Annotated in this window: 19 protein-coding genes, 2 pseudogenes and 1 other annotated feature; of the genes and pseudogenes, 15 read left to right on the top strand and 6 right to left on the bottom strand. The window is 43.7% G+C overall.

Annotation, left to right across the window (positions count from 1 at the left end):
• Window positions 1-26: 26 nt before the first annotated feature.
• The gene (locus tag AAC853_RS12995) at window positions 27-1,235 is read right to left on the bottom strand and encodes a serine hydrolase (RefSeq protein WP_340614793.1); all 1,209 of its coding nucleotides are present in this window, start codon (window positions 1,233-1,235) and stop codon (window positions 27-29) included.
• Between the two features lie 152 nt (window positions 1,236-1,387).
• Between AAC853_RS12995 and AAC853_RS12990 the strand changes: the two genes are divergently transcribed.
• Window positions 1,388-2,008, top strand: coding sequence for a glutathione S-transferase family protein (locus tag AAC853_RS12990; protein ID WP_340614792.1), 621 nt, complete (start codon window positions 1,388-1,390; stop codon window positions 2,006-2,008).
• 19 nt (window positions 2,009-2,027) lie between these two features.
• On the opposite strand, the gene AAC853_RS12985 is transcribed toward AAC853_RS12990, so the two are convergent.
• The gene (locus tag AAC853_RS12985) at window positions 2,028-2,867 is read right to left on the bottom strand and encodes an SDR family oxidoreductase (RefSeq protein ID WP_340614791.1); all 840 of its coding nucleotides are present in this window, start codon (window positions 2,865-2,867) and stop codon (window positions 2,028-2,030) included.
• 297 nt (window positions 2,868-3,164) lie between these two features.
• Between AAC853_RS12985 and hisL the strand changes: the two genes are divergently transcribed.
• The 9 genes and pseudogenes from hisL to hisIE all read left to right on the top strand — a co-directional run bounded on the left by hisL (window position 3,165) and on the right by hisIE (window position 10,543).
• Window positions 3,165-3,209 carry a his operon leader peptide gene (hisL, locus tag AAC853_RS12980; protein WP_141553992.1) on the top strand — a complete coding sequence of 15 codons (45 nt, stop codon included), beginning with the start codon at window positions 3,165-3,167 and terminating at the stop codon, window positions 3,207-3,209.
• Window positions 3,185-3,307: a sequence feature (His leader region), on the top strand. (Overlaps the previous gene by 25 nt.)
• A gap of 55 nt (window positions 3,308-3,362) precedes the next feature.
• Window positions 3,363-4,262: an ATP phosphoribosyltransferase gene (gene hisG, locus AAC853_RS12975; RefSeq protein ID WP_338882774.1), complete on the top strand. Its 900-nt coding sequence runs from the start codon at window positions 3,363-3,365 to the stop codon at window positions 4,260-4,262.
• Window positions 4,263-4,267: 5 nt separating this feature from the next.
• Window positions 4,268-5,577, top strand: a pseudogene (hisD, locus tag AAC853_RS12970) (histidinol dehydrogenase).
• Between the two features lie 42 nt (window positions 5,578-5,619).
• Window positions 5,620-6,738: a histidinol-phosphate transaminase gene (hisC, locus tag AAC853_RS12965; protein ID WP_340614790.1), complete on the top strand. Its 1,119-nt coding sequence runs from the start codon at window positions 5,620-5,622 to the stop codon at window positions 6,736-6,738.
• On the top strand, window positions 6,735-7,802 hold the full coding sequence (gene hisB / locus AAC853_RS12960; protein ID WP_338882778.1) for a bifunctional histidinol-phosphatase/imidazoleglycerol-phosphate dehydratase HisB: 1,068 nt from the start codon (window positions 6,735-6,737) through the stop codon (window positions 7,800-7,802). The genes hisC and hisB overlap by 4 nt, the downstream gene beginning before the upstream one ends.
• A gap of 22 nt (window positions 7,803-7,824) precedes the next feature.
• Entirely contained in the window at window positions 7,825-8,415 is a 591-nt protein-coding gene (gene hisH, locus AAC853_RS12955) for an imidazole glycerol phosphate synthase subunit HisH (protein ID WP_338882779.1), read from the top strand.
• Between the two features lie 4 nt (window positions 8,416-8,419).
• Complete coding sequence (gene hisA / locus AAC853_RS12950) at window positions 8,420-9,157, top strand: 1-(5-phosphoribosyl)-5-[(5-phosphoribosylamino)methylideneamino]imidazole-4-carboxamide isomerase (protein ID WP_338882780.1); 738 nt, start codon at window positions 8,420-8,422, stop codon at window positions 9,155-9,157.
• On the top strand, window positions 9,139-9,915 hold the full coding sequence (gene hisF / locus AAC853_RS12945; protein ID WP_338803184.1) for an imidazole glycerol phosphate synthase subunit HisF: 777 nt from the start codon (window positions 9,139-9,141) through the stop codon (window positions 9,913-9,915). The genes hisA and hisF overlap by 19 nt, the downstream gene beginning before the upstream one ends.
• A pseudogene (hisIE, locus tag AAC853_RS12940) lies at window positions 9,909-10,543 on the top strand (bifunctional phosphoribosyl-AMP cyclohydrolase/phosphoribosyl-ATP diphosphatase HisIE). The gene hisF and the pseudogene hisIE overlap by 7 nt, the downstream one beginning before the upstream one ends.
• A 152-nt stretch (window positions 10,544-10,695) precedes the next feature.
• Here the strand turns inward: hisIE and AAC853_RS12935 are convergent.
• Both AAC853_RS12935 and AAC853_RS12930 read right to left on the bottom strand, forming a co-directional pair.
• Window positions 10,696-11,775 (bottom strand): methyltransferase domain-containing protein, encoded by a 1,080-nt coding sequence (locus AAC853_RS12935; RefSeq protein WP_340614789.1) that lies wholly within the window; start codon window positions 11,773-11,775, stop codon window positions 10,696-10,698.
• 194 nt (window positions 11,776-11,969) lie between these two features.
• The gene (locus AAC853_RS12930; protein ID WP_338882783.1) at window positions 11,970-12,974 is read right to left on the bottom strand and encodes a permease; all 1,005 of its coding nucleotides are present in this window, start codon (window positions 12,972-12,974) and stop codon (window positions 11,970-11,972) included.
• A 120-nt stretch (window positions 12,975-13,094) separates the two neighbouring features.
• Between AAC853_RS12930 and AAC853_RS12925 the strand changes: the two genes are divergently transcribed.
• Window positions 13,095-13,382 (top strand): ArsR/SmtB family transcription factor, encoded by a 288-nt coding sequence (locus AAC853_RS12925; RefSeq protein WP_340614788.1) that lies wholly within the window; start codon window positions 13,095-13,097, stop codon window positions 13,380-13,382.
• Between the two features lie 99 nt (window positions 13,383-13,481).
• On the opposite strand, the gene yiaY is transcribed toward AAC853_RS12925, so the two are convergent.
• Window positions 13,482-14,633 (bottom strand): L-threonine dehydrogenase, encoded by a 1,152-nt coding sequence (yiaY, locus tag AAC853_RS12920; RefSeq protein ID WP_340614787.1) that lies wholly within the window; start codon window positions 14,631-14,633, stop codon window positions 13,482-13,484.
• A 167-nt stretch (window positions 14,634-14,800) separates the two neighbouring features.
• Between yiaY and AAC853_RS12915 the strand changes: the two genes are divergently transcribed.
• Window positions 14,801-15,295 (top strand): YbaK/prolyl-tRNA synthetase associated domain-containing protein, encoded by a 495-nt coding sequence (locus AAC853_RS12915; protein ID WP_340614786.1) that lies wholly within the window; start codon window positions 14,801-14,803, stop codon window positions 15,293-15,295.
• An 84-nt stretch (window positions 15,296-15,379) separates the two neighbouring features.
• Window positions 15,380-15,520, top strand: coding sequence for a hypothetical protein (locus AAC853_RS12910; protein ID WP_338882786.1), 141 nt, complete (start codon window positions 15,380-15,382; stop codon window positions 15,518-15,520).
• A 98-nt stretch (window positions 15,521-15,618) separates the two neighbouring features.
• Here AAC853_RS12910 and gndA read toward each other — a convergent pair whose 3' ends face one another.
• On the bottom strand, window positions 15,619-17,025 hold the full coding sequence (gene gndA / locus AAC853_RS12905; RefSeq protein WP_338882788.1) for an NADP-dependent phosphogluconate dehydrogenase: 1,407 nt from the start codon (window positions 17,023-17,025) through the stop codon (window positions 15,619-15,621).
• Window positions 17,026-17,284: 259 nt separating this feature from the next.
• Here gndA and AAC853_RS12900 point away from each other — a divergent pair, with 259 nt between their 5' ends.
• Together AAC853_RS12900 and AAC853_RS12895 are read left to right on the top strand one after the other, a co-directional pair.
• The gene (locus AAC853_RS12900; RefSeq protein WP_338882789.1) at window positions 17,285-18,865 is read left to right on the top strand and encodes a TerC family protein; all 1,581 of its coding nucleotides are present in this window, start codon (window positions 17,285-17,287) and stop codon (window positions 18,863-18,865) included.
• A 255-nt stretch (window positions 18,866-19,120) separates the two neighbouring features.
• Window positions 19,121-22,855 (top strand): phage tail protein, encoded by a 3,735-nt coding sequence (locus AAC853_RS12895; RefSeq protein ID WP_338882791.1) that lies wholly within the window; start codon window positions 19,121-19,123, stop codon window positions 22,853-22,855.
• Window positions 22,856-22,860 lie beyond the last annotated feature (5 nt).

The raw sequence follows: 22,860 nt of genomic DNA, 5'->3' as shown, positions 1-22,860 counted from the left end.
TCATTTTAGATGTTAATCAGTACAGGTTAACCAAAGATCGAGTTAAACCAACCAATAACCGTTTTTACAACGAAATCCCACATACGCCCCAAAAAACCACTTTCTTCCACTGCTTCTTTAACAACCAGCGGACGCTGGTCAATGACTTTATCGTTCAATAGAAAGTTCACCGTACCCACCACTTGGTTCTGAGCTAATGGTGCCTCAAGCGAGGTATTATCTAGGGTAAAGCTCGCTTTCAAATTCCCGACTTGTCCACGAGGAACTATCACGGACGCATCTTTTTCCACTCCCAATGCAACTTCTGGTCGAGTCCCATACCATACTTTCTCCGTCACCAAAGTATCACTGGCCTTTAACAGTGTCGCTGATTCATAAAAACGAAATCCCCATGACAAAAGTTTTTCACTGTCAGAAAAACGTATGCGATCACTAGGAGCGCCCAATATCACTGAAATCAGACGCATTGGCCCTTCAGTTGCCGATGCAACAAGATTATAGCCTGCACCGCTGGTGTGTCCGGTTTTGACACCATCCACATTCATGTTTTTATTCCACAACAAGCGATTGCGATTAGGCTGTCGGATGTTGTTAAAAGTGAACTCTTTTTCTTTATTCAAGGCATATTCTTCTGGTACATCACGGATCATTGCCTGACTTAAAAGTGCCATATCACGGGCAGTACTATACTGCCCTGCGGCATCCAAACCATGTACTGTCTTGAAATGAGTGTTCGTCAATTTTAGTGTTTCTGAGTACTTATTCATCAAATCAACGAAAACATCTTGGCTGCCTGCGACATAATCCGCGAGTGCAATACTGGCATCATTACCTGATTGGATGACCACACCGCGGTTCAGATCAATCACCTTAACTCTGTCACCCGGTTTCAAAAACATCAACGATGATCCCTGAAGTATTGGATTACCTGTAGCCCAGGCATCTTTACCAACAGTTACCATATCTTCTATGGAAATTTTCCCTGATTTGATTGCCTGCCCGACAACATAACTGGTCATTATTTTTGTCAAACTGGCGGGGTCTAACCGCTCATCTGCGTTATTTGAGGCCAGGATTTTTCCACTGGCATAATCCATCAACACATAGGCTTTTGCATCAATTTCAGGTGTTGTGGGCTGCTCCATTGAGTATACATTGACACTCGCTAACCAAAAAAAACCCAGGCCAAAAGTAAAAGATTTAATTATCGATATCTGCTGTCTTTTTTTCATCATCGTTCGCCCTTTTTCTCTACTAAAGCCCTATTAATATAGGATGTTATGAAAGAAGACTCCAACCCAATAACGTAAAGATTTTTCTGTTATTCAACTAGTTTTATTGTCATATTATCAATCGTTAAAAACATACTGACATTAAGGAAAAAATGATGTTGACAATTTGGGGCCGTAAAAATTCATCAAACGTGAAAAAAGTGCTTTGGTGTCTGGAAGAGCTAAATGTGCCATATCAACAAATGGATGTTGGTGGCAAATTTGGCAAACTCAACGATCCTGAATACCTGCGTATGAATCCCAATGCAGTTATTCCTTGTTTGCAAGAAGGCGATTTTATCTTATGGGAATCCAACGCGATTGTTCGCTATATTGCGGCGAAATTCGGCAAAGACACGCTTTACCCCGCCGATCTTCAAGAAAGAGCCAGTGTTGAAAAATGGATGGATTGGGTTGGTTGCAACTTCTTCCCTCCGATTAAACAATTTATGATCAACTTTGTCAGAACACCGGCAGATCAACGTGACCCTAAAATCATCAGCCAACTGTTAGCAGAGATTGAAAAATGGCTAAGAATTGTCGATGACACTCTAAGCACTCAGCAATACCTTTCCGGCAACAAATTTAGTATGGCTGATATTGCCCTGGCGCCACTGGCCTACTTATGGCTAAACGTAGAAATAGAGCGCCCATCCCTGCCAAACTTAGAACGCTGGTATCAATTGTTGACCGAAAGACCCGCTTTCAGAAAAATTGTTATGATAGAAATAAACTGAGGGTTTACCTGGTATTTCATTAACTCATTGGCATTCTGCCGGGATCTGGGAACTGATACTCAAATCCTAGTTCCCGACAGATGCGGCTACCATCAACGATTTTCTCTGCCTTACTTTCGATTTCTGCGTTTTCTGACTGTAAAAATTCTGGCGGCGTCAGATCGAGCTGGCGACTGGCTGACTGATAAAACTCAGCTCTTTTTGGATGTATTGGTGCACACAAATTAAAAAGATGCCCGCCTTGTGGTTGTTGAATAAGAAGCTTAATGGCAGAAATAGCATCGTCTTGATGTACCAAATTGACCGCACTTTCTCCTCCACTGAGTGCCTTCCTTCCAGCAAGAAAACGCCCTGCATGACGCCCATTGCCCACCAGTCCGGCAAGACGCAAGATATCGATCGATGTATTAGGTAATTGATGCAGCCAGTTTTCCAATTCCACCAGTGCCTTGGCTGACTCAGTTTCGGGGGACACAGCCTCATCTTCATTGAGATAACCCACAGATGAACCATAAACTGAAGTCGAACTGGTGAAAATAATCCGTGGAACGAAATACGAAAGTGCAGTATCAACAACCAGTTGTACTGCTTTTACATACTCCTTCCCGCCACCAGCAACACCACTAACAGGCAATGTCAAAACCAGCACATCAACAGACATCAGCTGATCAAGATCATCTGCATCGCAAACAAGCTGAGGCTCCAAATTTAGTTGGTAACAATCTATTCCACACATACACGCCGCTTCAACACCATCTGGTGTTGTTTTGCTACCAACTACCTGCATTCCCTCGCTTTGTAGTGCTTGTGCCAATGGCATTCCTAACCACCCTAATCCAATAATGGAAACTTTTCTCATCCTACCCTCCCAAAAGCAATGCCATTTTGATTTTTAGGCTATTACATAACCACGGCTAACATTACTCATATATTCGTTTAATAGCAACAAAACACATTTTTATTTAAAAACAATGAGTTATTAAGAAACAAACATCTCCTTTAAAATAAAGTTTGCTTTTTATACACAAGATCGTATAGGTTAAACAACAAGCAACCAATCCTTAGTCACAAACATAACGTTACGTACCGCCATTATTCAGTACAGCATATTTTTGTATAAAACTTTTTTTGTAAGAAAAATAGAGAATTCGCATATATGAACCGTATTCAGTTTAACCATCATCATCATCATCCTGACTAGTCTTTCAGGTTGTTGTGTGCTGGAAGACATTTAACCCGTCTTCCGGTGGAATGAGTACGATAAAAAACCCTCGGAAGATCTTCCGGGGGTTTTTTGTTTCTGATTTTTAAAAATTAATGACTAACTGAACCTTGAAATAGGACAAAACACAATATGCTAGATAAAACACGCTTACGTATCGCTATTCAAAAATCAGGCCGTCTGAGCGATGACTCCAGAACATTGTTGGCGAGTTGCGGTATCAAAATTAACTTACAGCAACAGCGCCTGATCGCATTCGCTGAAAATATGCCTATCGACATTCTACGTGTCCGTGATGATGATATTCCGGGCCTCGTGATGGATGGAGTTGTCGATCTGGGCATTATTGGGGCAAACGTGCTTGAAGAAGAGCTACTGACTCGCCAGGCACAAGGAGAAGATCCTCGCTATCTGATATTACGCCGCCTCGATTTTGGCGATTGCAGGCTTTCCCTGGCAATGCCTTTCGATTGCGATTATACCAACGTGGAATGCCTGCAAGATGCCCGTATCGCAACCTCCTATCCACACTTATTGAAACGCTATTTCGACCAAAAAGGCATTTTCTTTAAACCCTGTCTTCTCAATGGTTCAGTCGAAGTTGCCCCCCGTGCAGGGCTTGCAGACGCTATCTGTGATTTAGTTTCCACAGGTGCCACGTTGGAAGCCAATGGTTTACGGGAAGTTGAGGTTATTTATCGGTCAAAAGCCTGTTTGATCCAACGTGACGGAGAGATATCAGAAGCCAAACAGCAGCTTATTGACAAACTGATGCTCCGTATCCAAGGCGTCATTCAGGCACGAGAATCCAAATACATCATGCTACATGCCCCCAACGATAAGTTGGAAGAGATTATCTCCCTGCTGCCAGGTGCAGAACGTCCCACGATCTTGCCGCTGGCAGGCGCCCAAAATCGCGTAGCCATGCATATGGTCAGTAGTGAAACCCTGTTCTGGGAAACGATGGAAAAACTCAAGGCATTAGGTGCCAGTTCTATTCTGGTGCTGCCAATTGAAAAAATGATGGAGTAACTTTGATGAACACTAATTTTAAAACCATCATTCGCTGGCAAGCATGTACGCCAGAACAACAAAAAATATTGCTGACCCGTCCGGCTATTGCCGCATCCGACGATATTGCCGATACAGTGAAACAGATTTTGGCAACCGTGAAAACACGAGGCGACCAAGCATTACAAGAGCTTAGCCAACGCTTCGACAAAACCATTGTTGAAACCATCCGAATTTCTGCCAACGAAGTGGATGCAGCCGCCGCTCGTCTGCCCCAGAAATTAAGCAAGCTATGCAACAGGCTATGAACAATATCCGGCAATTCCACGAAGCACAAAAACCGGCAGAAATTGACGTCGAAACATTGCCCGGAGTTCGCTGCCAACAAGTTACACGCCCAATAGATTCGGTTGGACTCTATATTCCTGGCGGATCTGCTCCCCTGCCCTCAACCGTATTAATGTTAGGTACGCCCGCCAACATTGCAGGTTGCCGTAAAGTTATCTTGTGTTCTCCTCCCCCTATTGCCGATGAAATACTCTATGCTGCGCAACTCTGCGGGATCAGCGAAATATTTCAAATCGGTGGTGCTCAGGCGATTGCCGCAATGGCATTCGGAACAGAATCCGTTGCCAAAGTAGACAAAATTTTTGGTCCCGGAAATGCGTGGGTAACAGAGGCCAAACTTCAGGTTAGCCAACAGCTTGACGGCGCGGCAATCGATATGCCCGCAGGCCCGTCCGAAGTATTGGTTATCGCTGACAGCGGAGCCAATCCCGTATTTACCGCAGCAGATCTACTTTCACAGGCAGAACACGGCCCCGATTCCCAAGTGATATTGCTAACTCCCGATGAAAATTTAGCTAAAAAAGTTATCCATGAAATTGAAGCCCAACTCATAGCCTTGCCACGCCAGCAGATCGCAATTCAAGCCTTGCAAACCAGCCGGATAATTATTACGCAAGATCTCGACCAGTGCGTCGCAATCAGCAACCAATATGGTCCAGAACACTTGATCATCCAAACTCGTCAGCCTGAACAACTGGTTGAGCAGATTACCAACGCCGGTTCTATTTTTCTTGGCGACTGGTCGCCTGAATCTGCCGGAGATTACGCTTCTGGCACCAATCACGTTCTGCCTACCTACGGCTATACTTCAACCTATTCCAGTCTCGGTCTGGCTGATTTCCTGAAAAGAATGACCGTCCAACGGATCACGCCACAAGGATTAAAAAAACTCGCCCCCACTATCGAAACACTGGCACAGGCCGAACAACTTATCGCGCACAAAAATGCCGTTACATTACGTATGGCAGTCTTGAATAATGCAGACTGAGAACCACGGGGTTTGATAGCCATAAAAAATTAAGGAACAATCATGAGTACAGTTTTTGATATCAATTCATTGGCAAGAGAAAACGTTCGCAAATTAGTCCCTTATATGTCTGCCCGCCGTCTGGGTGGTCGTGGTGATGTTTGGTTAAATGCGAATGAGTATCCCATCGCCCCCGATTTCCAACTCACCGAAAATACACTCAATCGCTATCCTGAATGCCAACCAGCAACCGTCATTCAACGTTATGCCGATTATGCTGGCCTGCAACCGGAGCAAGTTCTTGTCAGCCGTGGAGCCGATGAATCTATCGAACTGCTGATCCGCGTTTTCTGCGAGCCAGGGCGCGATGCGGTCCTGTTTTGCCCACCAACCTATGGTATGTACAGTGTTAGCGCCGAAACTTTCGGTGTAGAACAGAAAAAAATTCCTGCCAGTGCCGACTGGCAACCAGATATTGCCGCTATCAAAAATAATCTGGATCGCGTCAAGCTAATCTATATCTGTAGCCCCAACAATCCGACAGGCAACCTGATTGATCCTGCGGCATTACGCCAGATCCTTGAATTAGCCCGTAACCGTGCCATCGTTGCTATTGATGAAGCCTATATCGAATTTTACCCACAATATACAACTACCCATGCTACCACCCGTTGGCTACATGACTATCCTCACTTAGTTATTTTGCGAACTCTCTCGAAAGCTTTTGCTTTGGCTGGATTACGTTGTGGATTTACGCTGGCCTCTGCCGATATCATCGCACTGATGCTAAAAGTGATTGCCCCTTATCCACTGGCGACGCCTGTTGCTGATATCGCGGCACAAGCACTTACGAAAGCAGGCATTGCAACAATGAGAAATCGTGTGGCAGAGATCATCAACAATCGGGCTTATCTCCAGCAGACCCTCAGTAAACTGGCGTTGGTTGAAAACGTATTTCCAAGTGAAACCAACTATATTTTGGTGAAATTTACCGATGCAGAGCTTGTATTTAAGACGCTATGGGAACAAGGGATCATCTTGCGTGACCAGCGTAAACAACCAGGATTAACAAATTGCCTGCGCATTACCGTCGGCAACCGGAATGAATGTGAACAACTGATTCGTGCCATTAGTGCACTTTCCGACCAACCTCAACAAATCAAGGAAACTGAAAATCCATGAGCCAGAAAATGCTTTTTATTGACCGCGATGGAACATTGATCACCGAACCACCCAGTGATTATCAAGTTGATCGCCTTGATAAATTGGCTTTTGAAGCTGGTGTTATCCCTGCCTTACTTGCCCTGCAAAAAGCCAATTATAAGTTAGTGATGATCACTAATCAGGATGGGTTAGGTACAGCTAGTTTTCCACAAACGGATTTTGAGCCACCTCATGCCTTGATGATGCAAGTTTTCACTTCACAAGGTATCCATTTTGAAGAGGTGTTGATCTGCCCACACAAACCAGAAGATCACTGTCACTGCCGTAAGCCTAAACTTGGGTTGGTACAAAAATATTTGGCAGACAATGCCATTGATACTGACAACAGTTACGTCATCGGTGATCGGGAAACCGATCTACAATTAGCCCAAAATATGGGGATCAAGGGCATTCGCTACCAACCCGAATCACTAGGATGGCCGATCATTTGTCAACAACTGACCCGTAAAGATCGCCATGCCCATGTTGAAAGAAAAACCAAAGAGACCGCTATCAATATTGAAATTTGGTTGGATCGTGAAGGAGAAAGTCGTATCAATACGGGCGTCGGTTTTTTCGACCATATGCTGGATCAGATCGCAACTCATGGCGGCTTCCGCATGAATATCCAAGTCAAGGGTGATCTCTATATTGACGATCATCATACTGTTGAAGATACCGGCCTCGCACTGGGAGAAGCTTTAAAGCAAGCACTGGGGGATAAACGCGGTATTGCCAGATTTGGTTTTATGCTACCAATGGATGAATGCCTTGCTCGCTGTGCCCTGGATATTTCCGGTCGCCCACATCTTGAATATAAAGCTGAATTTAAACACCAACGGGTTGGTGATTTGAGTACAGAAATGATCGAGCATTTTTTCCGTTCTCTCTCTTACACAATGGGATGCACCTTACACCTGAAAACTAAAGGCAAGAATGATCACCATCGGGCAGAAAGCCTGTTTAAAGTGTTTGGCCGAACGTTACGTCAAGCTATTCGCGTAGAGGGCGATATTTTGCCGAGTTCCAAAGGTGTTTTATAGGAAAGGTGTAAAGGAAACTATGATGAACGTTGTTATTCTAGATACAGGCTGCGCTAACCTCGCTTCCGTTGCCTATGCCATCCGCCGGTTAGGTTATGAGCCGACGGTGAGTTTAGATGCGGATATTGTTCAGGCAGCCGATAAACTATTTCTACCGGGAGTGGGTACGGCGACTGCCGCAATGAAACAACTTGAACAACGACAATTAATTCCCTTGATTAATTCGCTTACCCAACCCGTATTAGGTATCTGTCTTGGCATGCAATTGCTGGCCCGAATCAGCGAAGAAGGTGATAACATCCCTCTCTTGCAGCTCATTGACGCCCCCGTCAAAAAAATGGTGACCGCAGATTTGCCATTGCCACATATGGGCTGGAATCAGGTAAAAGCGCAGACAGATAATCCACTGTTTCGTTCTATCGCAAATAATTCCCGTTTCTATTTTGTTCACAGTTATGCCCTGCCTGTCGGTGAATATACGATTGCTCAAACTGAATATGGCAATACATTTAGTAGCGCCATTGCAAAAGATAATTTCTTTGGGGTGCAATTCCACCCTGAACGTTCAGGGGCAGCAGGCGTACAACTACTAAAAAACTTTTTGGAGATGTAACCGCATGATTATACCTGCATTAGATTTAATCGATGGCAATGTGGTGCGTTTGCATCAAGGAGATTATGACCAACGTCGAGATTATGGCAGTTCTCCACTCTCACGCTTACAGCAATATGAACAGGAAGGCGCTAAGTTACTGCATTTAGTCGATCTAACCGGTGCCAAAGATCCTGCCAAACGCCAAATTACCCTCTTAAAAGAGCTACTGGCTGGCGTTACTGTTCCCGTTCAAGTTGGCGGGGGTATTCGTTCAGAGGAAGATATAACAACCCTGCTTGAAGCAGGTGCAAGCCGGGTTGTTATTGGTTCCACAGCAATTACACAGCCTGAATTAGTCAAACAATGGTTGCGAAACTACGGGGCAGAAGCCATTGTGCTGGCACTGGATGTTCGCATCAATGCAGATGGGGTAAAACAAATCGCTATTAGTGGCTGGCAAGAAAACAGCAACGCTACCCTTGAGTATGTCATTGAGCAGTATCTCCCTGTCGGACTAAAACATGTTTTATGTACTGACATTTCCCGTGATGGCACATTAACTGGCTCTAATATTGCGCTTTATCAGGAAATCAGCCACAAATATCCACAAATCCAATTTCAGGCTTCCGGCGGCATTGGCAGTCTCACTGATATCTCTTCCCTACCTGCTTCTGGTGTGGCAGGTGTCATTGTCGGACGCGCACTACTGGAAGGAAAATTTACCCTGACGGAGGCTATCCAATGTTGGCAAAACGCATAATTCCATGCCTGGATGTCCGTGATGGACAAGTCGTCAAAGGCGTACAATTCCGTAACCATGAAATTATTGGTGATATTGTCCCGCTCGCTCAACGCTATGCCCAAGAAGGCGCTGATGAGTTGGTGTTTTACGATATTACCGCCTCTTCCGATGGTCGCGTGGTAGATAAAAGCTGGGTGGCAAAAATTGCTGAAGTTATCGATATCCCTTTCTGCGTAGCAGGTGGCATTAAATCCGTCGAAGAGGCGGGACAAATTTTAGCATTCGGTGCAGATAAAATTTCCATTAACTCCCCAGCCTTGGTTGATCCAAGTTTAATTAGCCGCTTGGCTGATCGCTATGGTGTGCAATGTGTTGTCGTGGGTATTGATACATGGTTTGATGAAAATACCAACAATTACCAAGTCTACCAATTTACCGGGGATGAAAAGCGTACAACCGCAACCCGCTGGCAAACATTGGATTGGATCAAAGAAGTGCAACAACGCGGCGCTGGTGAAATCGTCCTGAATATGATGAATCAAGATGGTGTCCGCAATGGTTATGATCTTACCCAACTAAAATTAGTGCGTGATGTCTGTTCTGTACCACTGATTGCTTCTGGAGGAGCAGGAGCACCAGAACACTTCCGCGATGCTTTTCAGCTTGCAAATGTTGATGGCGCTTTGGCTGCCTCCGTTTTCCACAAACAGATCATTAATATCAACGAACTCAAACAATATCTTGCTACACAGGGCATCGAGGTTAGGACATGTTGACAGAACGACAATTAACAACCCAGGAAATAGAGAAACTGGATTGGAAAAAAGTGGATAATCTGATGCCCGTCATTGTTCAACACGCCATCTCTGGAACCGTGTTAATGCTGGGATACATGGATCAGGAAGCGCTAAATGTCACGCTCAACTCTGGCAAAGTGACCTTTTTTCCCGTACTAAACAGCGATTATGGACAAAAGGCGAAAGCTCCGGCCATTTTCTGAATTTGGTCGGTATCTATCCCGACTGTGACAACGATACTTTGTTAGCCTTAGTAGAGCCTATTGGTCCTACCTGTCATACAGGCAGTGAAAGCTGTTTTGCGCCTGCACAAACCGAATGGGGTTTTCTCTATGAATTGGAACAATTATTGGCAAGCCGAAAACATGCCTCGCCAGACAGTTCTTATACTGCTCGCTTATATGCCAGTGGCACAAAACGCATCGCCCAGAAGGTTGGCGAAGAAGGCGTCGAAACCGCGTTAGCCGCCACAGTCAATGATCGGGAAGAGCTGACCAACGAAGCCGCAGATTTGCTCTATCATCTGCTGGTTTTACTCCAGGATCAAAAGCTCGACCTCAGTAGTATCATTCGTCAATTGCAGCAACGGCACTCAGCCAAAAAGTAATTTTCAATACTGGAATTGAGATCTTGAAAAGTAGCAGCCACTTCACCACGCTATATATACATGTACGAAGTGACTGCTAGTTGTCCGATCATACCAATCCAACTTTAAGATGCGTGTCCCGCGCTGCGGGAAAAGAAATATAAGGTCTCGCTTTAGCAACCACAACTGCTTAATGCATATATGGGATCAACTGAGGCGGCAAATTTACTTAGCGTAGTTTTACCGTTAAAAACGCCATAGTGTGTACGACCTTCACCTACCACACTAAACAAGCTGTGGTATCGGCTTTTGCAAATAATATCTGCTGTATTTCGACATATTGGCACCACTTTCCCTGTTTCAAATACCTGTTCTTGATCAAACATAAAATGAGTGGGAGCACCAGGGAGATTACCTTTGTATATGGCAGCTTGACCATAATCTTCACAACTATCTTCTAGCTCAATCTTGAATAACCTGAGAGTCATTGAATACAGCCTTGCATTCCCCAGTTTTTCTTCAATGGATTTGTTACAAATAGTTTTTAAATGACTTGCAACAATTCGTATATCCCGAAAACCTGCATCACGCGCTATTCGTACAAAATCGCCGTAATACAATACATCACCAATACATTCTCCAATCAGCAAGGGATCATTTTTCAATTCTTGGGAAAGTCTACGATCAGAAAAAATATCAGCAAAATAAATTTCTCCACCAGGTTTGAGCAATTGAGCCATTCCCTGAAGCACATCAGATTTTGCAGTCGCCAGGTTAATGACACAATTGGAGACTATGACATCGACACTATTCGGCGGTAAATTGAGTAGATCCAAGGACTCAATATTACCGTGTATAAAATGTACATTACTTTTGTTGTAACCATAGGCTTCTCGGTGATATTCGACGTAACTCTTGGCAAATTCAATTTGCTCAAGAGTCGTATCCACACCAATGACATTTCCTTCTGGCCCTACCAACTTAGATAAAATGAAACAATCTCTCCCACTACCACAACCTAAATCCAACACAGTTGCTCCCGTCAACAAAGGAGGAAAAGGAGTACCGCAGCCATAAAAACGCTGCTGCACATCTGGATGGACTATCTTTAGTATGGCTTTGATCTCATCAGAAGGTGGTTTATCTACAGTACAAACATTAGTTACCAGGTCTTCTTTGCTCGAAAGCGTTGTACCATAATAGTTTTGTACATTTTCAACTCGCTGAGATAATTGTTGTTCTTTGATTTTCATCATTCTATTCCTATAACCTCTAATAAAACCCAATCTTAGTCCTGACATATACGCATTAAGCTTCAAGTTGCAATTTACGACACGATATGAAACCTGATTTCTCCCCGCTTCGCGGGGAGAAATCACACGCATCTTGAAGTTAGGTTGGTATAACTCTAATAATGATCGACCTGATACGTTTATTGGATGAACATTCAGAAAAAGAGTAAAGCTGCGTAACCTGCGATCATTGCCATCGCAAGGATAACTGCGACAAAGGCAGCCAAAAGCTTAAATGTGAATAGGGAACGTAATAAAATCAGCTCAGTCAGGCTGGCGCCAGCACCACCGATAATTAACGCCAGAATCGCGCCAGCACTGACACCTTTTGTCATCAAAGCGGCTGAAAGCGGTATCAAAGCTTCGGCGCGAAGATACAGTGGTATTCCAATTACAGCAGCAACTGGGATAGCAAACGGATTATCCGATCCAGCATGTTTTTCAAGCAGACTAGTCGGAACATAGCCATAGATCACACTGCCTATTGCTATACCAATGAATAAATAAGGTAGTACGTTCTTAAAATCTGCCCAAGCATCCTGCCACAAACCGCTATATTTACTTTTTGGGCGAACCACTTTAGTAGTTTGGCTATCGCAACAACCTGTAGATTGCGAGGTCATTTGGGTAGCAGAACAACAAGGAGCCGTCATTGATTCACAACTGTTTGATATTGTTGGTTTAACGTCGCAACTACTCCCAGAAACTCCACAACCAGATGTCTCTTCGTAGCGTACATAACGTTCAAATCCCAATACTTGTAGCAACCATCCGGCCCCCAATGAGATCAGAAAGGCAGATAGTACGTAAATAGCGGTTAGCCCCAGACCAAAAGTAGCAACAAGCAATACAACGATGATGGGATTCAATAGCGGGGAAGAAAATAAGAATACCATCATTGGACCAAAACCAGCTTTGGCACGGATCAGCCCCTTCAACATAGGAATAGTCGAACAACTACAAAAAGGAGTGATAGCGCCGAGGACAGCGGCAAGAAAATATCCCCTTTTCCGGTTAGCACTCAGTAACGCTTCTACCTTAGATGGAGGTATATGCCGCTGGAGAATACCAACCAACAAACTAATACCAATAAACAAGGCTGATAACTCTATGGCAAGGAAGACAAACATATTTAGGGTTTCTTGTAATTGCGAAGGCATACCTGCTCCTTATGTATCTATATTTCTAGTATTATAGAAATAATACGGATGATAGATTGCCATTACAATTCCTGTCAAGTATATTTCTAGAAACATAGAAATTTGGGTTCAGAGACACGTATGAAACACGAAGAAGTCGCAGCAAGTCTGGCGGAACTGGGGAATTATCACCGATTAGCTATATTCCGGTTTTTAGTTAAGGCTGGCCATAAAGGAGCCTCGGTAGGGGACATTCAAAAAGCTCTAGGTATTCCCCCTTCAACGCTGTCACATCATCTCAACCGTATGGTGAATGTCGGGCTAATCCATCAGGAGAAACACAGCCGTACTATCGTATGTATACCTGATTATCAGCATTTGGGTAACCTGATCAACTTCTTACAAGAAGAATGTTGCATTGGAATTTAACTCGAACATTTCATTAAGAGATTTCAACCCGCTGGCAAATCCCCTGGAAAATAATGGGACTTGTCAGTGGATCGTGATGTGACCAGAACATTCAGTGAATCACATTGCTGCCTTAAAGATAGCAACGATTTCTTCATGCGATGCTTGAATCGGGTTAGTAAATCCACAGGCATCTTTCAACGCATTGGTCGCTAACGTTGGCAGATCTTCCTCTTTTACGTTCAACTCAGCCAAACCAGACGGAATATTCACATCTTTTGCCAATTCACTGATTGCATGGATACAAGCTTCAGCACCTTGCGTATCGTTTAAAGCACTAACTTCAACCCCCATAGCCGCCGCAATCTCTTTCAGGCGTGCAGCAGAAACTTTTGCATTGAATCTCTGTACATGTGGCAATAAAACCGCATTACAGACACCGTGAGGCAAATCATAAAACCCACCTAACTGATGTGCCATGGCGTGGACATATCCCAAAGAGGCATTATTGAACGCCATGCCAGCCAAAAACTGGGCATAAGCCATATTTTCACGCGCTTCCATGTCATTGCCATCTTCAACAGCGCGACGCAAATAATTGCTAATCATTGTCACCGCTTTCAATGCGCAAGCATCTGTAATAGGATTTGCCGCCGTAGAAACATAAGCCTCAATAGCATGAGTCAAGGCATCCATCCCCGTTGCGGCAGTCAATCCTTTTGGCATCCCTGCCATCAATGCAGAATCATTGACTGACAAAATAGGCGTTACATTTTTATCCACAATTGCCATTTTGATATGACGTTCAACATCTGTAATGATACAAAAGCGTGTCATTTCAGAAGCTGTCCCTGCGGTAGTATTGATGGCAATCAAAGGTAACTGTGGTTTAGCTGAACGATTGACGCCTTCATAATCACGAATATCCCCGCCATTCACTGCCACCAATGCAATACCTTTTGCACAGTCATGCGGTGAACCACCCCCCAAAGAGATCACACAATCACAGTTATGCTGACGCAGAATTGCCAAACCTTCTCCAACATTAATCGTAGTTGGATTTGGATTGGTTCCATCATAAATTGCACTTTTTATTCCAACATCTGCCAGCAAAGCCTGAACTTTTCCAACAACACCAATCTCGTTTAACACGCGGTCAGTGACAATCAAAGCCTGCCTGTAGCCATAATTTTTTATTAATTCGACGGCTTCGGCCATGCATCCCATACCGATTTTATTCACTGGAGGGATAAAGAAAGTTGATGCTGCCATTTGAAACTCCTTAGGTTTTACTGAAATATTCCAGACCTGAATGTAAAAAAATGGAATTACAATGTGACACTTATCTATTTTGGTCATTTTGATCAAAATCAATAAGTGCCGAAGCAAGCATGAAAAAAATAGGTATCATTTACTTTGAACTTATGTAGGAGAATATTTTGCTAAAAAATGACATCTTTACACGCCTCACCACCCTATTAGACACTAACCATGCCCGCTATCGTGTTATGGAACACGCTACTGGCGGCCGCTCAGAAGAAGTAGCAAAAATACGAGGAACCCAGTTAGGACAAGGCGCTAAGGCCCTGGTTTGCCATGTGAAAGGAAAGGGTTACCGACAGTATGTCCTTGCAGTCTTGCCTGCTGACCAACAGGCCGACCTTGCTACTCTTGCTAAACAAGTTGGCGGGAGCCGGGCATCTCTGGCAAGTCCAAAAGAAGTTACTGAATTGACTCGTTGTGTTTTTGGCGCCATCCCCCCATTTAGTTTTCACCCAGACCTGAAATTGGTTGCTGATCCGCTTTTATTCGAACGCTATGAGGAATTGGCATTTAATGCAGCTAGTCTGGAACGTTCGATTGTTTTGAATACAAAAGATTACTTTCGCATCGCTATGCCGGAGTTAGTTGCTTTTCGGAAAATAACCGATTAAAGCCAGCTTTAAGAAAATGCCCAATAAATTAAAGACAACTTAAATTTTGCTATAATTTAACCAGATAAAATGGGTGATTATTATATGAATAATATTTTTGTTCTGGTAATACTCAGCCTGACTATCCTCTGCCTTGCCGTATTTCTTTATTTCCACGATGCAGAGATAGCACACTGGTTGGAGAGATTTGCCCAACGATTGCTTAAGTGGCAACCTCCAGATTGAACTTTAATTTTACTTCACGTCATTCCAGAAAAAAGGTGCTGAAAATTCAGCACCTTGCTTTATAAGAAAACTTTATTTCTTATAAAGATATTTAACGATTAGTCCAACCATTCAGTGTGGAAAACACCTTCTTTATCAGTACGTTTGTAAGTGTGCGCACCAAAATAATCGCGCTGTGCCTGAATCAAGTTAGCCGGCAAGACAGCAGAACGATAGCTATCATAATAAGAAATTGCTGCCGAGAATGTTGGCGTTGGGATACCATTGTGCACACCGTAAGAAACAACATCACGCAGAGCTTGCTGATATTCATCTGCGATTTGTTTGAAATAAGGTGCTAAAAGCAAGTTAGCGATAGCTGGGTTTTCATTGTATGCATCGGTGATTTTTTGCAGGAATTGCGCTCGAATAATACAACCCGCACGGAAGATCTTGGCAATTTCGCCATAGTTCAGATCCCAGTTGTACTCATCCGATGCCGCTTTCAACTGCTGGAATCCTTGCGCGTAAGAAACAATCTTACCCAAATACAGGGCACGGCGGACTTTCTCGATAAATTCAGCCTTATCTCCGTTGAACGACTGAATTTCCGGGCCTGACAGAACCTTAGAGGCAGCTACGCGCTGATCTTTCAGGGAAGAGATGTAGCGTGCAAAGACAGATTCCGTGATAAGTGTTACTGGAATGCCCAGATCCAGCGAACTTTGGCTGGTCCATTTACCAGTGCCTTTGTTGGCTGCTTCATCCAGGATCACGTCAACCAGATATTTCCCGTCTTTATCTTGCTTACGGAAAATATCAGCAGTAATTTCGATCAAGTAGCTGCTTAGTTCACCTTGGTTCCAATCATTGAACACTTCAGCCAATGCCTGGTTGCTCAGGTTCAATGCGCTTTTCAACAGAGAATAGGCTTCTGCAATCAGCTGCATATCACCATATTCAATACCATTGTGAACCATCTTCACATAATGACCTGCACCATCAGCGCCAATATAAGTCACACAAGGCTCGCCATCCACTTGAGCGGCGATCTCTTTCAAAATTGGAGCGACTAACTCATAAGCTTCTTTCTGACCACCGGGCATAATTGAAGGGCCTTTCAATGCACCCTCTTCACCACCAGAAACCCCCGTACCGATGAAATTAATACCCTGAGCAGACAACTCACGGTTACGGCGAATAGTATCCTGAAAATAGGTATTGCCACCATCGATCAGAATGTCACCCTTATCCAAATGCGGCATCAGTGATGCAATGGTTTTATCCGTAGCTTCACCAGCCTTAACCATCAACAGAATACGACGTGGCTTTTCCAGCGAATCGACAAACTCTTCAATGGAATAACTTGGAACTAATTTTTTCCCTGGATTTTCAGCAATAACTTCATCTGTTTTATCGCTGGAGCGGTTAAAAATAGATACAGAGTAACCACGGCTTTCAATATTCAACGCCAGGTTGCGCCCCATTACCGCCATACCGACAACACCGATCTGCTGTTTGGACATGAATAACTCCCGTCTAATAATGACTGCCACCCACCCAAGATGCTATACGTGATACAGAGTGGGCAATTTGTTAATGAAGTCACATGTTAACTCAGGAATGGTCATCGGTGATAGTTATTGATGCAATCGATATCATCATGACGTTTTTTTGCTGAAAAAATTTCCAACTAAGATAAATCACCTATTGATATTTCGCATTTCAATACGCATTATTGAATAGTCGGCAAATGCCGTCCCACTAAAAGGCAAAACAAATTATATGGAATGGATCGCTGATCCGACGATATGGGCAGGTCTGGCCACACTTATCGTTTTAGAAATTGTTCTCGGAATAGACAACTTAATATTCATTGCCATTCTGGCAGATAAACTACCTGAAAAAGAGAGAGATAAAGCTCGCCTGACAGGGCTTTCCTGCGCCCTTCTCATGAGGATATTGCTGCTATTTAGCCTATCCTGGCTCATTTCCCTGACTAATCCATTGGTTACTTTATGGGAGCACCATTTCAGTGCCCGTGATTTAATTATGTTGATAGGGGGGATCTTCTTGCTGTTCAAAGCGACCATGGAATTGAATGAACGGTTAGAAGGGAAAACGCTACATACTAATCAACAACGCAAAGGGGCCAGCTTCTGGGCGGTTGTTGTGCAAATTATCGTCTTAGATGCGGTATTCTCTCTGGATTCTGTTATCACCGCCGTAGGAATGGTTAACCACATTGGTATCATGATTGCTGCTGTCACCATTGCCATGATCCTAATGATATGGGCCAGCAAGCCACTGACAAAATTTGTCAATGCACATCCCACAATCGTGATCTTGTGTCTTAGTTTCTTGCTAATGATTGGCTTTAGCCTGGTTGCAGAAGGCTTTGGTTATCATATTCCGAAAGGCTATCTCTATGCTGCTATCGGCTTTTCCATCATGATTGAAGCATTGAACCAATTCGCTCAGTTCAATCGCCGCAAGTTCTTGAGCGCTTCCCGCTCCCTGCGCGAAAGAACCGCAGAAGCGGTTCTTCACATTTTAAATGGCAAACGTGAAAACGCTGCGTTGGATCACCATACTTCTGACCTGATTGCAGATCATGAAGATAACAAAGAAATCTTTGAGCCTCAGGAACGCCAGATGATTGCCCGCGTTCTCAGCATGGCACAACGTACCGTCAGCAGCATCATGACGTCACGCCATGATGTAGTTTATCTTGATGTCCATTCCCCTACAGAAAAATTGACTACGTTACTGAAACAAAAGCCACATACGCGAATTGTGGTTACAGATGAACAGAGTAGTGACGAACCACTTGGCGTCGTGCATGTGATTGATATTCTTAATCAACAACTGACTCACAATACTTTCGATTTAAAGCAATTAGTCCAGCAACCGTTGATTTTCCCGGAGTCTCTTTCCTTACTACAGGCGTTGGAACAATTTCGTAAGGCACAAACTCATTTTGCCTTTGTCGTCGATGAATTCGGCTCTGTCGAAGGGGTGGTTACGGTCACCGATGTGATGGAAACCATTACAGGTAATCTTCCTGTAGGTAGCGGAGAGATCGATGCCCGCCACGATATTCAAGTCATGGAAGAGGGATATTGGATCGCCAATGGATTTATGCCACTGGAAGATTTAGTGCTTTACGTGCCACTGCCATTGGATGAGAAACGGGAATACCAGACACTAGCAGGTTTGTTGATGGAGCATCTGCAACATATTCCACAACAAGGCGAGCAATTGAAGATCAGTGACTATCTGTTTGAAGCACTGGAAATCACTAGCCATCGTATCAATAAAGTGAAAATTACCCCACTGGCCGTTGAAGAAGCGGTAGAAATATAATCCACGATATTAAAACGATATCACCTACTGAGAAAAAACCGGCATAAGGCCGGTTTTTTTTATTCCTATAAGTTTTAACAGTTTCATTTAATTTTTAAAATATTTGTTCATGCTTACCCTAAGTACAATAAACCCGTTCGATGATCGTTAGCGGAGATGTCGCACCGCCTTCATAGGATCCAAGAGACTTACGCAATGTCTCTTGTGACTGAGTTAGCAATACATCTATTTATTGTTGATAAAGTGAGGGTTTATATGAGTACAAAATATTTTGCATTATTAACACAGGCTGGCACAGAAAAACTGGAAAAAGCAGCTTCATCAGGTGTCAAACTTGAAATTACCCATATGGCTGTAGGTGACGGTGGTGGCAGTTCACCCACACCCAATGCCAACCAATCAGGATTGATTAATGAAAAACACCGCGCTGAAATTGATGCCTTACTCGTCAATCCCCAAACACCCGGCCAAATTATTGCCGAACAAATACTTCCTGAAGGTGAAGGTAATTGGTGGGTTCGTGAAATTGGCCTATTTGATAAAGATGGCACATTGATTGCGGTAGGAAATTGTGCCGAACTCTACAAACCAGAATCCCAGGAACAAGCTATCCGTATGGCACTGACGGTGAGCAACAATGGCCTGACAGGGTGGATAAAAGAACTGCTTTCTGGTTTTGCATCTCGCAATTATGTGAGAGAAAAAATAAAAGAACACGCTGAAAGCCGTAATCACCCAAACGCAACCTTAGGAAAAAAAGGATTGGTTGCGTTAAGTAATGAAGTAAGCAGTGACAGTGAAGCTCATGCTGCAACGCCCAAGGCAGTCAAAACAGCATATGAATTAGCCAATCAAGCCAATGAATCGGTTAATTTGGTACTCTCGACAAATAAATATGTACCATCAACACGTAAAGTTAATGGTAAAGAACTTTCCAAAGATATTGAACTGACAACAACAGATATCGGCGCTTATGACAAAATTCAAACCGACACTCTTGTTGATGAAGCCAGACAATCAGCCAAAAAAGCTTTTGAGCTGGCAAAAACTAAGGTTCCATTATCCCGTAAGATAAATGGAAAAGAGCTGTTAACCGATATCGAAATTACCGCACATGATGTGAACGCTTACACCAGACAGGAAGTCAATGGGCTTATCGCAAACGTTGAGAAATCGGCTAACATAGCTAATGAAAATGCCAACGACGCCCTGAAACAATTGGACAAAAAAGTCCCAACAGTTCGCAAGATCAACAACAAAGAGTTGATAGCAGATATACAGTTAACAGCAAATGATGTTGACACTTACGATAAAAAAGAAATTGATGATCGAATCAACACAGTTCAGCAAATAGCTGACACGGCTAATAGCAACGCCAATACGGCTACTCAAGAACTTGGCAAAAAAGTCCCTGAATCCCGCAGGATCAATGGCAAAGAGTTAACAACAGATATTGAATTAAGTACGGCTGATATCGGTACTTATAATAAAGTAGAAATCGATGATCGTATTAGTAATGTTGAGAAGCTAACAGAAACGGCCAATAACAACGCCAATACCGCTATTCAAGAACTTGGCAAAAAAGTCCCTGAATCCCGCAAAATCAATGGCAAAGAGCTATTATCTGACATTGAATTACGTGCAGTTGATGTTGATGCCTATGGTAAAGAAGAAACTGATGCCATCATCAAAGATGTCAAAGTCCAGATCGACAATGTTAATAACTTAGCTGAAAACGCTAATAATAATGCCAATACCGCGACTCAAGAGGCTAAGAACAAGGTTCCCTTAACCCGTAAAGTTAATGACAAAGCGCTGTCAGCAGATATTCACCTGACTGCCGCAGATGTTGATACTTACAACAAAGCAGAGATTGATGACCGCATCGGCAAGGTTGACAAACTGGCAGAAACGGCCAATCAACATGCAAGTGAAGCTCTTCAAGGTGTTAATAACAGCGTCCCATCCATTCGCAAAGTTAATGGCAAAGCACTAACCACTGACATTGAACTAAGTGCAGCGGATGTCGGTACTTACAATACAGTGGAAATTGATGACCGTATCGGTAAGGTTGATAAGCTGGCAGAAACAGCCAATCAACGTGCAAGTGACGCCCTTAATGGGGTTGCTAACAGTGTCCCATTAACTCGCAAAGTTAATGACAAAGCGCTTTCAGCAGATATTCACCTGACTGCCGCAGATGTTGATACTTACAACAAAGCAGAGATTGATGACCGTGTCAGCAAGGTTGACAGACTGGCAGAAACGGCCAATCAACGTGCAAGTGACGCCCTCAGTGGGGTTGCTAACAGCGTCCCAGCAATTCGCAAAGTTAATGGCAAAGCGCTGTTAACGGATATTGAACTGACAGCATCCGATGTCCATGCGTACAACAAGAAGGAAACGGATGACCTTATCAACGGTGTCAAAACACAAATTGATAATGTCCAACAATTGGCTAACACTGCCAATGATAACGCCCATAACGCCATCCAAGAACTTGACCAAAAAGTCCCAAAATCCCGCAAAATCAATGGCAAAGAGCTATCAACAGATATTCAACTGATTGCGGCGGATGTTGATGCCTATAACAAAGGCGAAACTGATGCCCAGATCAAGGATGTTAAGGCACAGGCAGATACTGCCTATCAGCTCGCAAATGAAGCTTTTAAGGAAGCTGTTAATAGCGTCCCATCCACTCGCAAGGTTAATGGTAAAGCGCTGTTAACGGATATTGAGCTAACTGCGGCTGATGTCGGTACTTATAACAAAGTAGAAATCGATGATCGTGTTGGCAAGGTTGATAAGCTGGCAGAATCTGCCTATAACAAAGCGGAGACAGCGAGTAAAGATGCCAATAGCAAAGTGCCATCAACTCGTAAGGTCAACGGCAAAGAGCTGTTAACGGATATTGAGCTGAATGCCGCTGACGTTGGAACTTACAATAAAGCGGAACTCGATGAGAGTATCGGCAAAATTGAAAAACGGGCTGATGCCGCCAATCAGGCAGCGAATTTGGCTGTTCAACTTGCTGACAGCAAAGTGCCATCAACCCGTAAAGTCAATGGCAAAGAACTGTCAACAGACATTGAACTCACCGCAGCCAATGTAGATGCCTATAACAAGGCAGAGATCAACATCCTTATCGATGAAGTCAAGGAGATAGCCAATAATGCCCATAACACCGCGGAGCACAAAGTCCCACTGACTCGCACGGTGAATGGCAAGGCTCTGTTATCCGATATTGATCTGACGGCCTCTGATGTGAGCGCCTATACTAAAGTAGAGGTAGAAAACCGCCTTGAAGATGTTAAGAGTTTGGCAAATAAAGCTAATAACAATGCAGATAGCCGAGTACCACTTACACGTACTGTCAATGGCAAGGCACTATTATCCGATATAAAACTTACTGCTTCTGATGTAGGCGCTTATAGCAAAGTAGCGGTTGATACTCGCATCAGCAAAGTTGAAGTATTAGCGAGCGATGCCAATGCCAATGCGGTGGCAGCCAAATCTGACGCTGATAGCCGACTGGCGAAAAGCAAAAACGGAGCAGATATTCCTGATAAACAAGCCTTTGTAAGAAATTTAGGCTTGGGCAATCTGATTGGATTAAGCATTGAGTCACGTCGAATCACGGACGAGCACACCATCATCAGACTGGGTGAGATATTCATGATAAATGGGGTTGCGATAGGTAGTGAACCCATTGGGGATTCTCATGCAGCCGAGATCGGTGGAGTGACTTACTATACCCACTTCTACGAAATCAAACTGCCCACTGCTTTGCCAAATGGCATCATCTCATGCCAGGCAAGTGTAATCGGAGATAATTTTGATAATCAACGCCCCAGTTACCTGGCTGATGTCAAAACACAACGAAGCACTGCAAACGGGGATGGTTTGTCTAAGGATACCTTAACCATATCCGTCACTACCCCTCAATTAGGTTGGGTTCCAAACTTTTATTACCAGGTTGTAGGGTATTAGAGTCT

This window comes from Xenorhabdus thailandensis (assembly GCF_037996785.1).
Taxonomy (GTDB): Bacteria; Pseudomonadota; Gammaproteobacteria; order Enterobacterales; family Enterobacteriaceae; genus Xenorhabdus; species Xenorhabdus griffiniae.
Note: the sequence above shows the minus strand (reverse complement) of the source record. Positions and strands in the feature narration are given on the sequence as shown.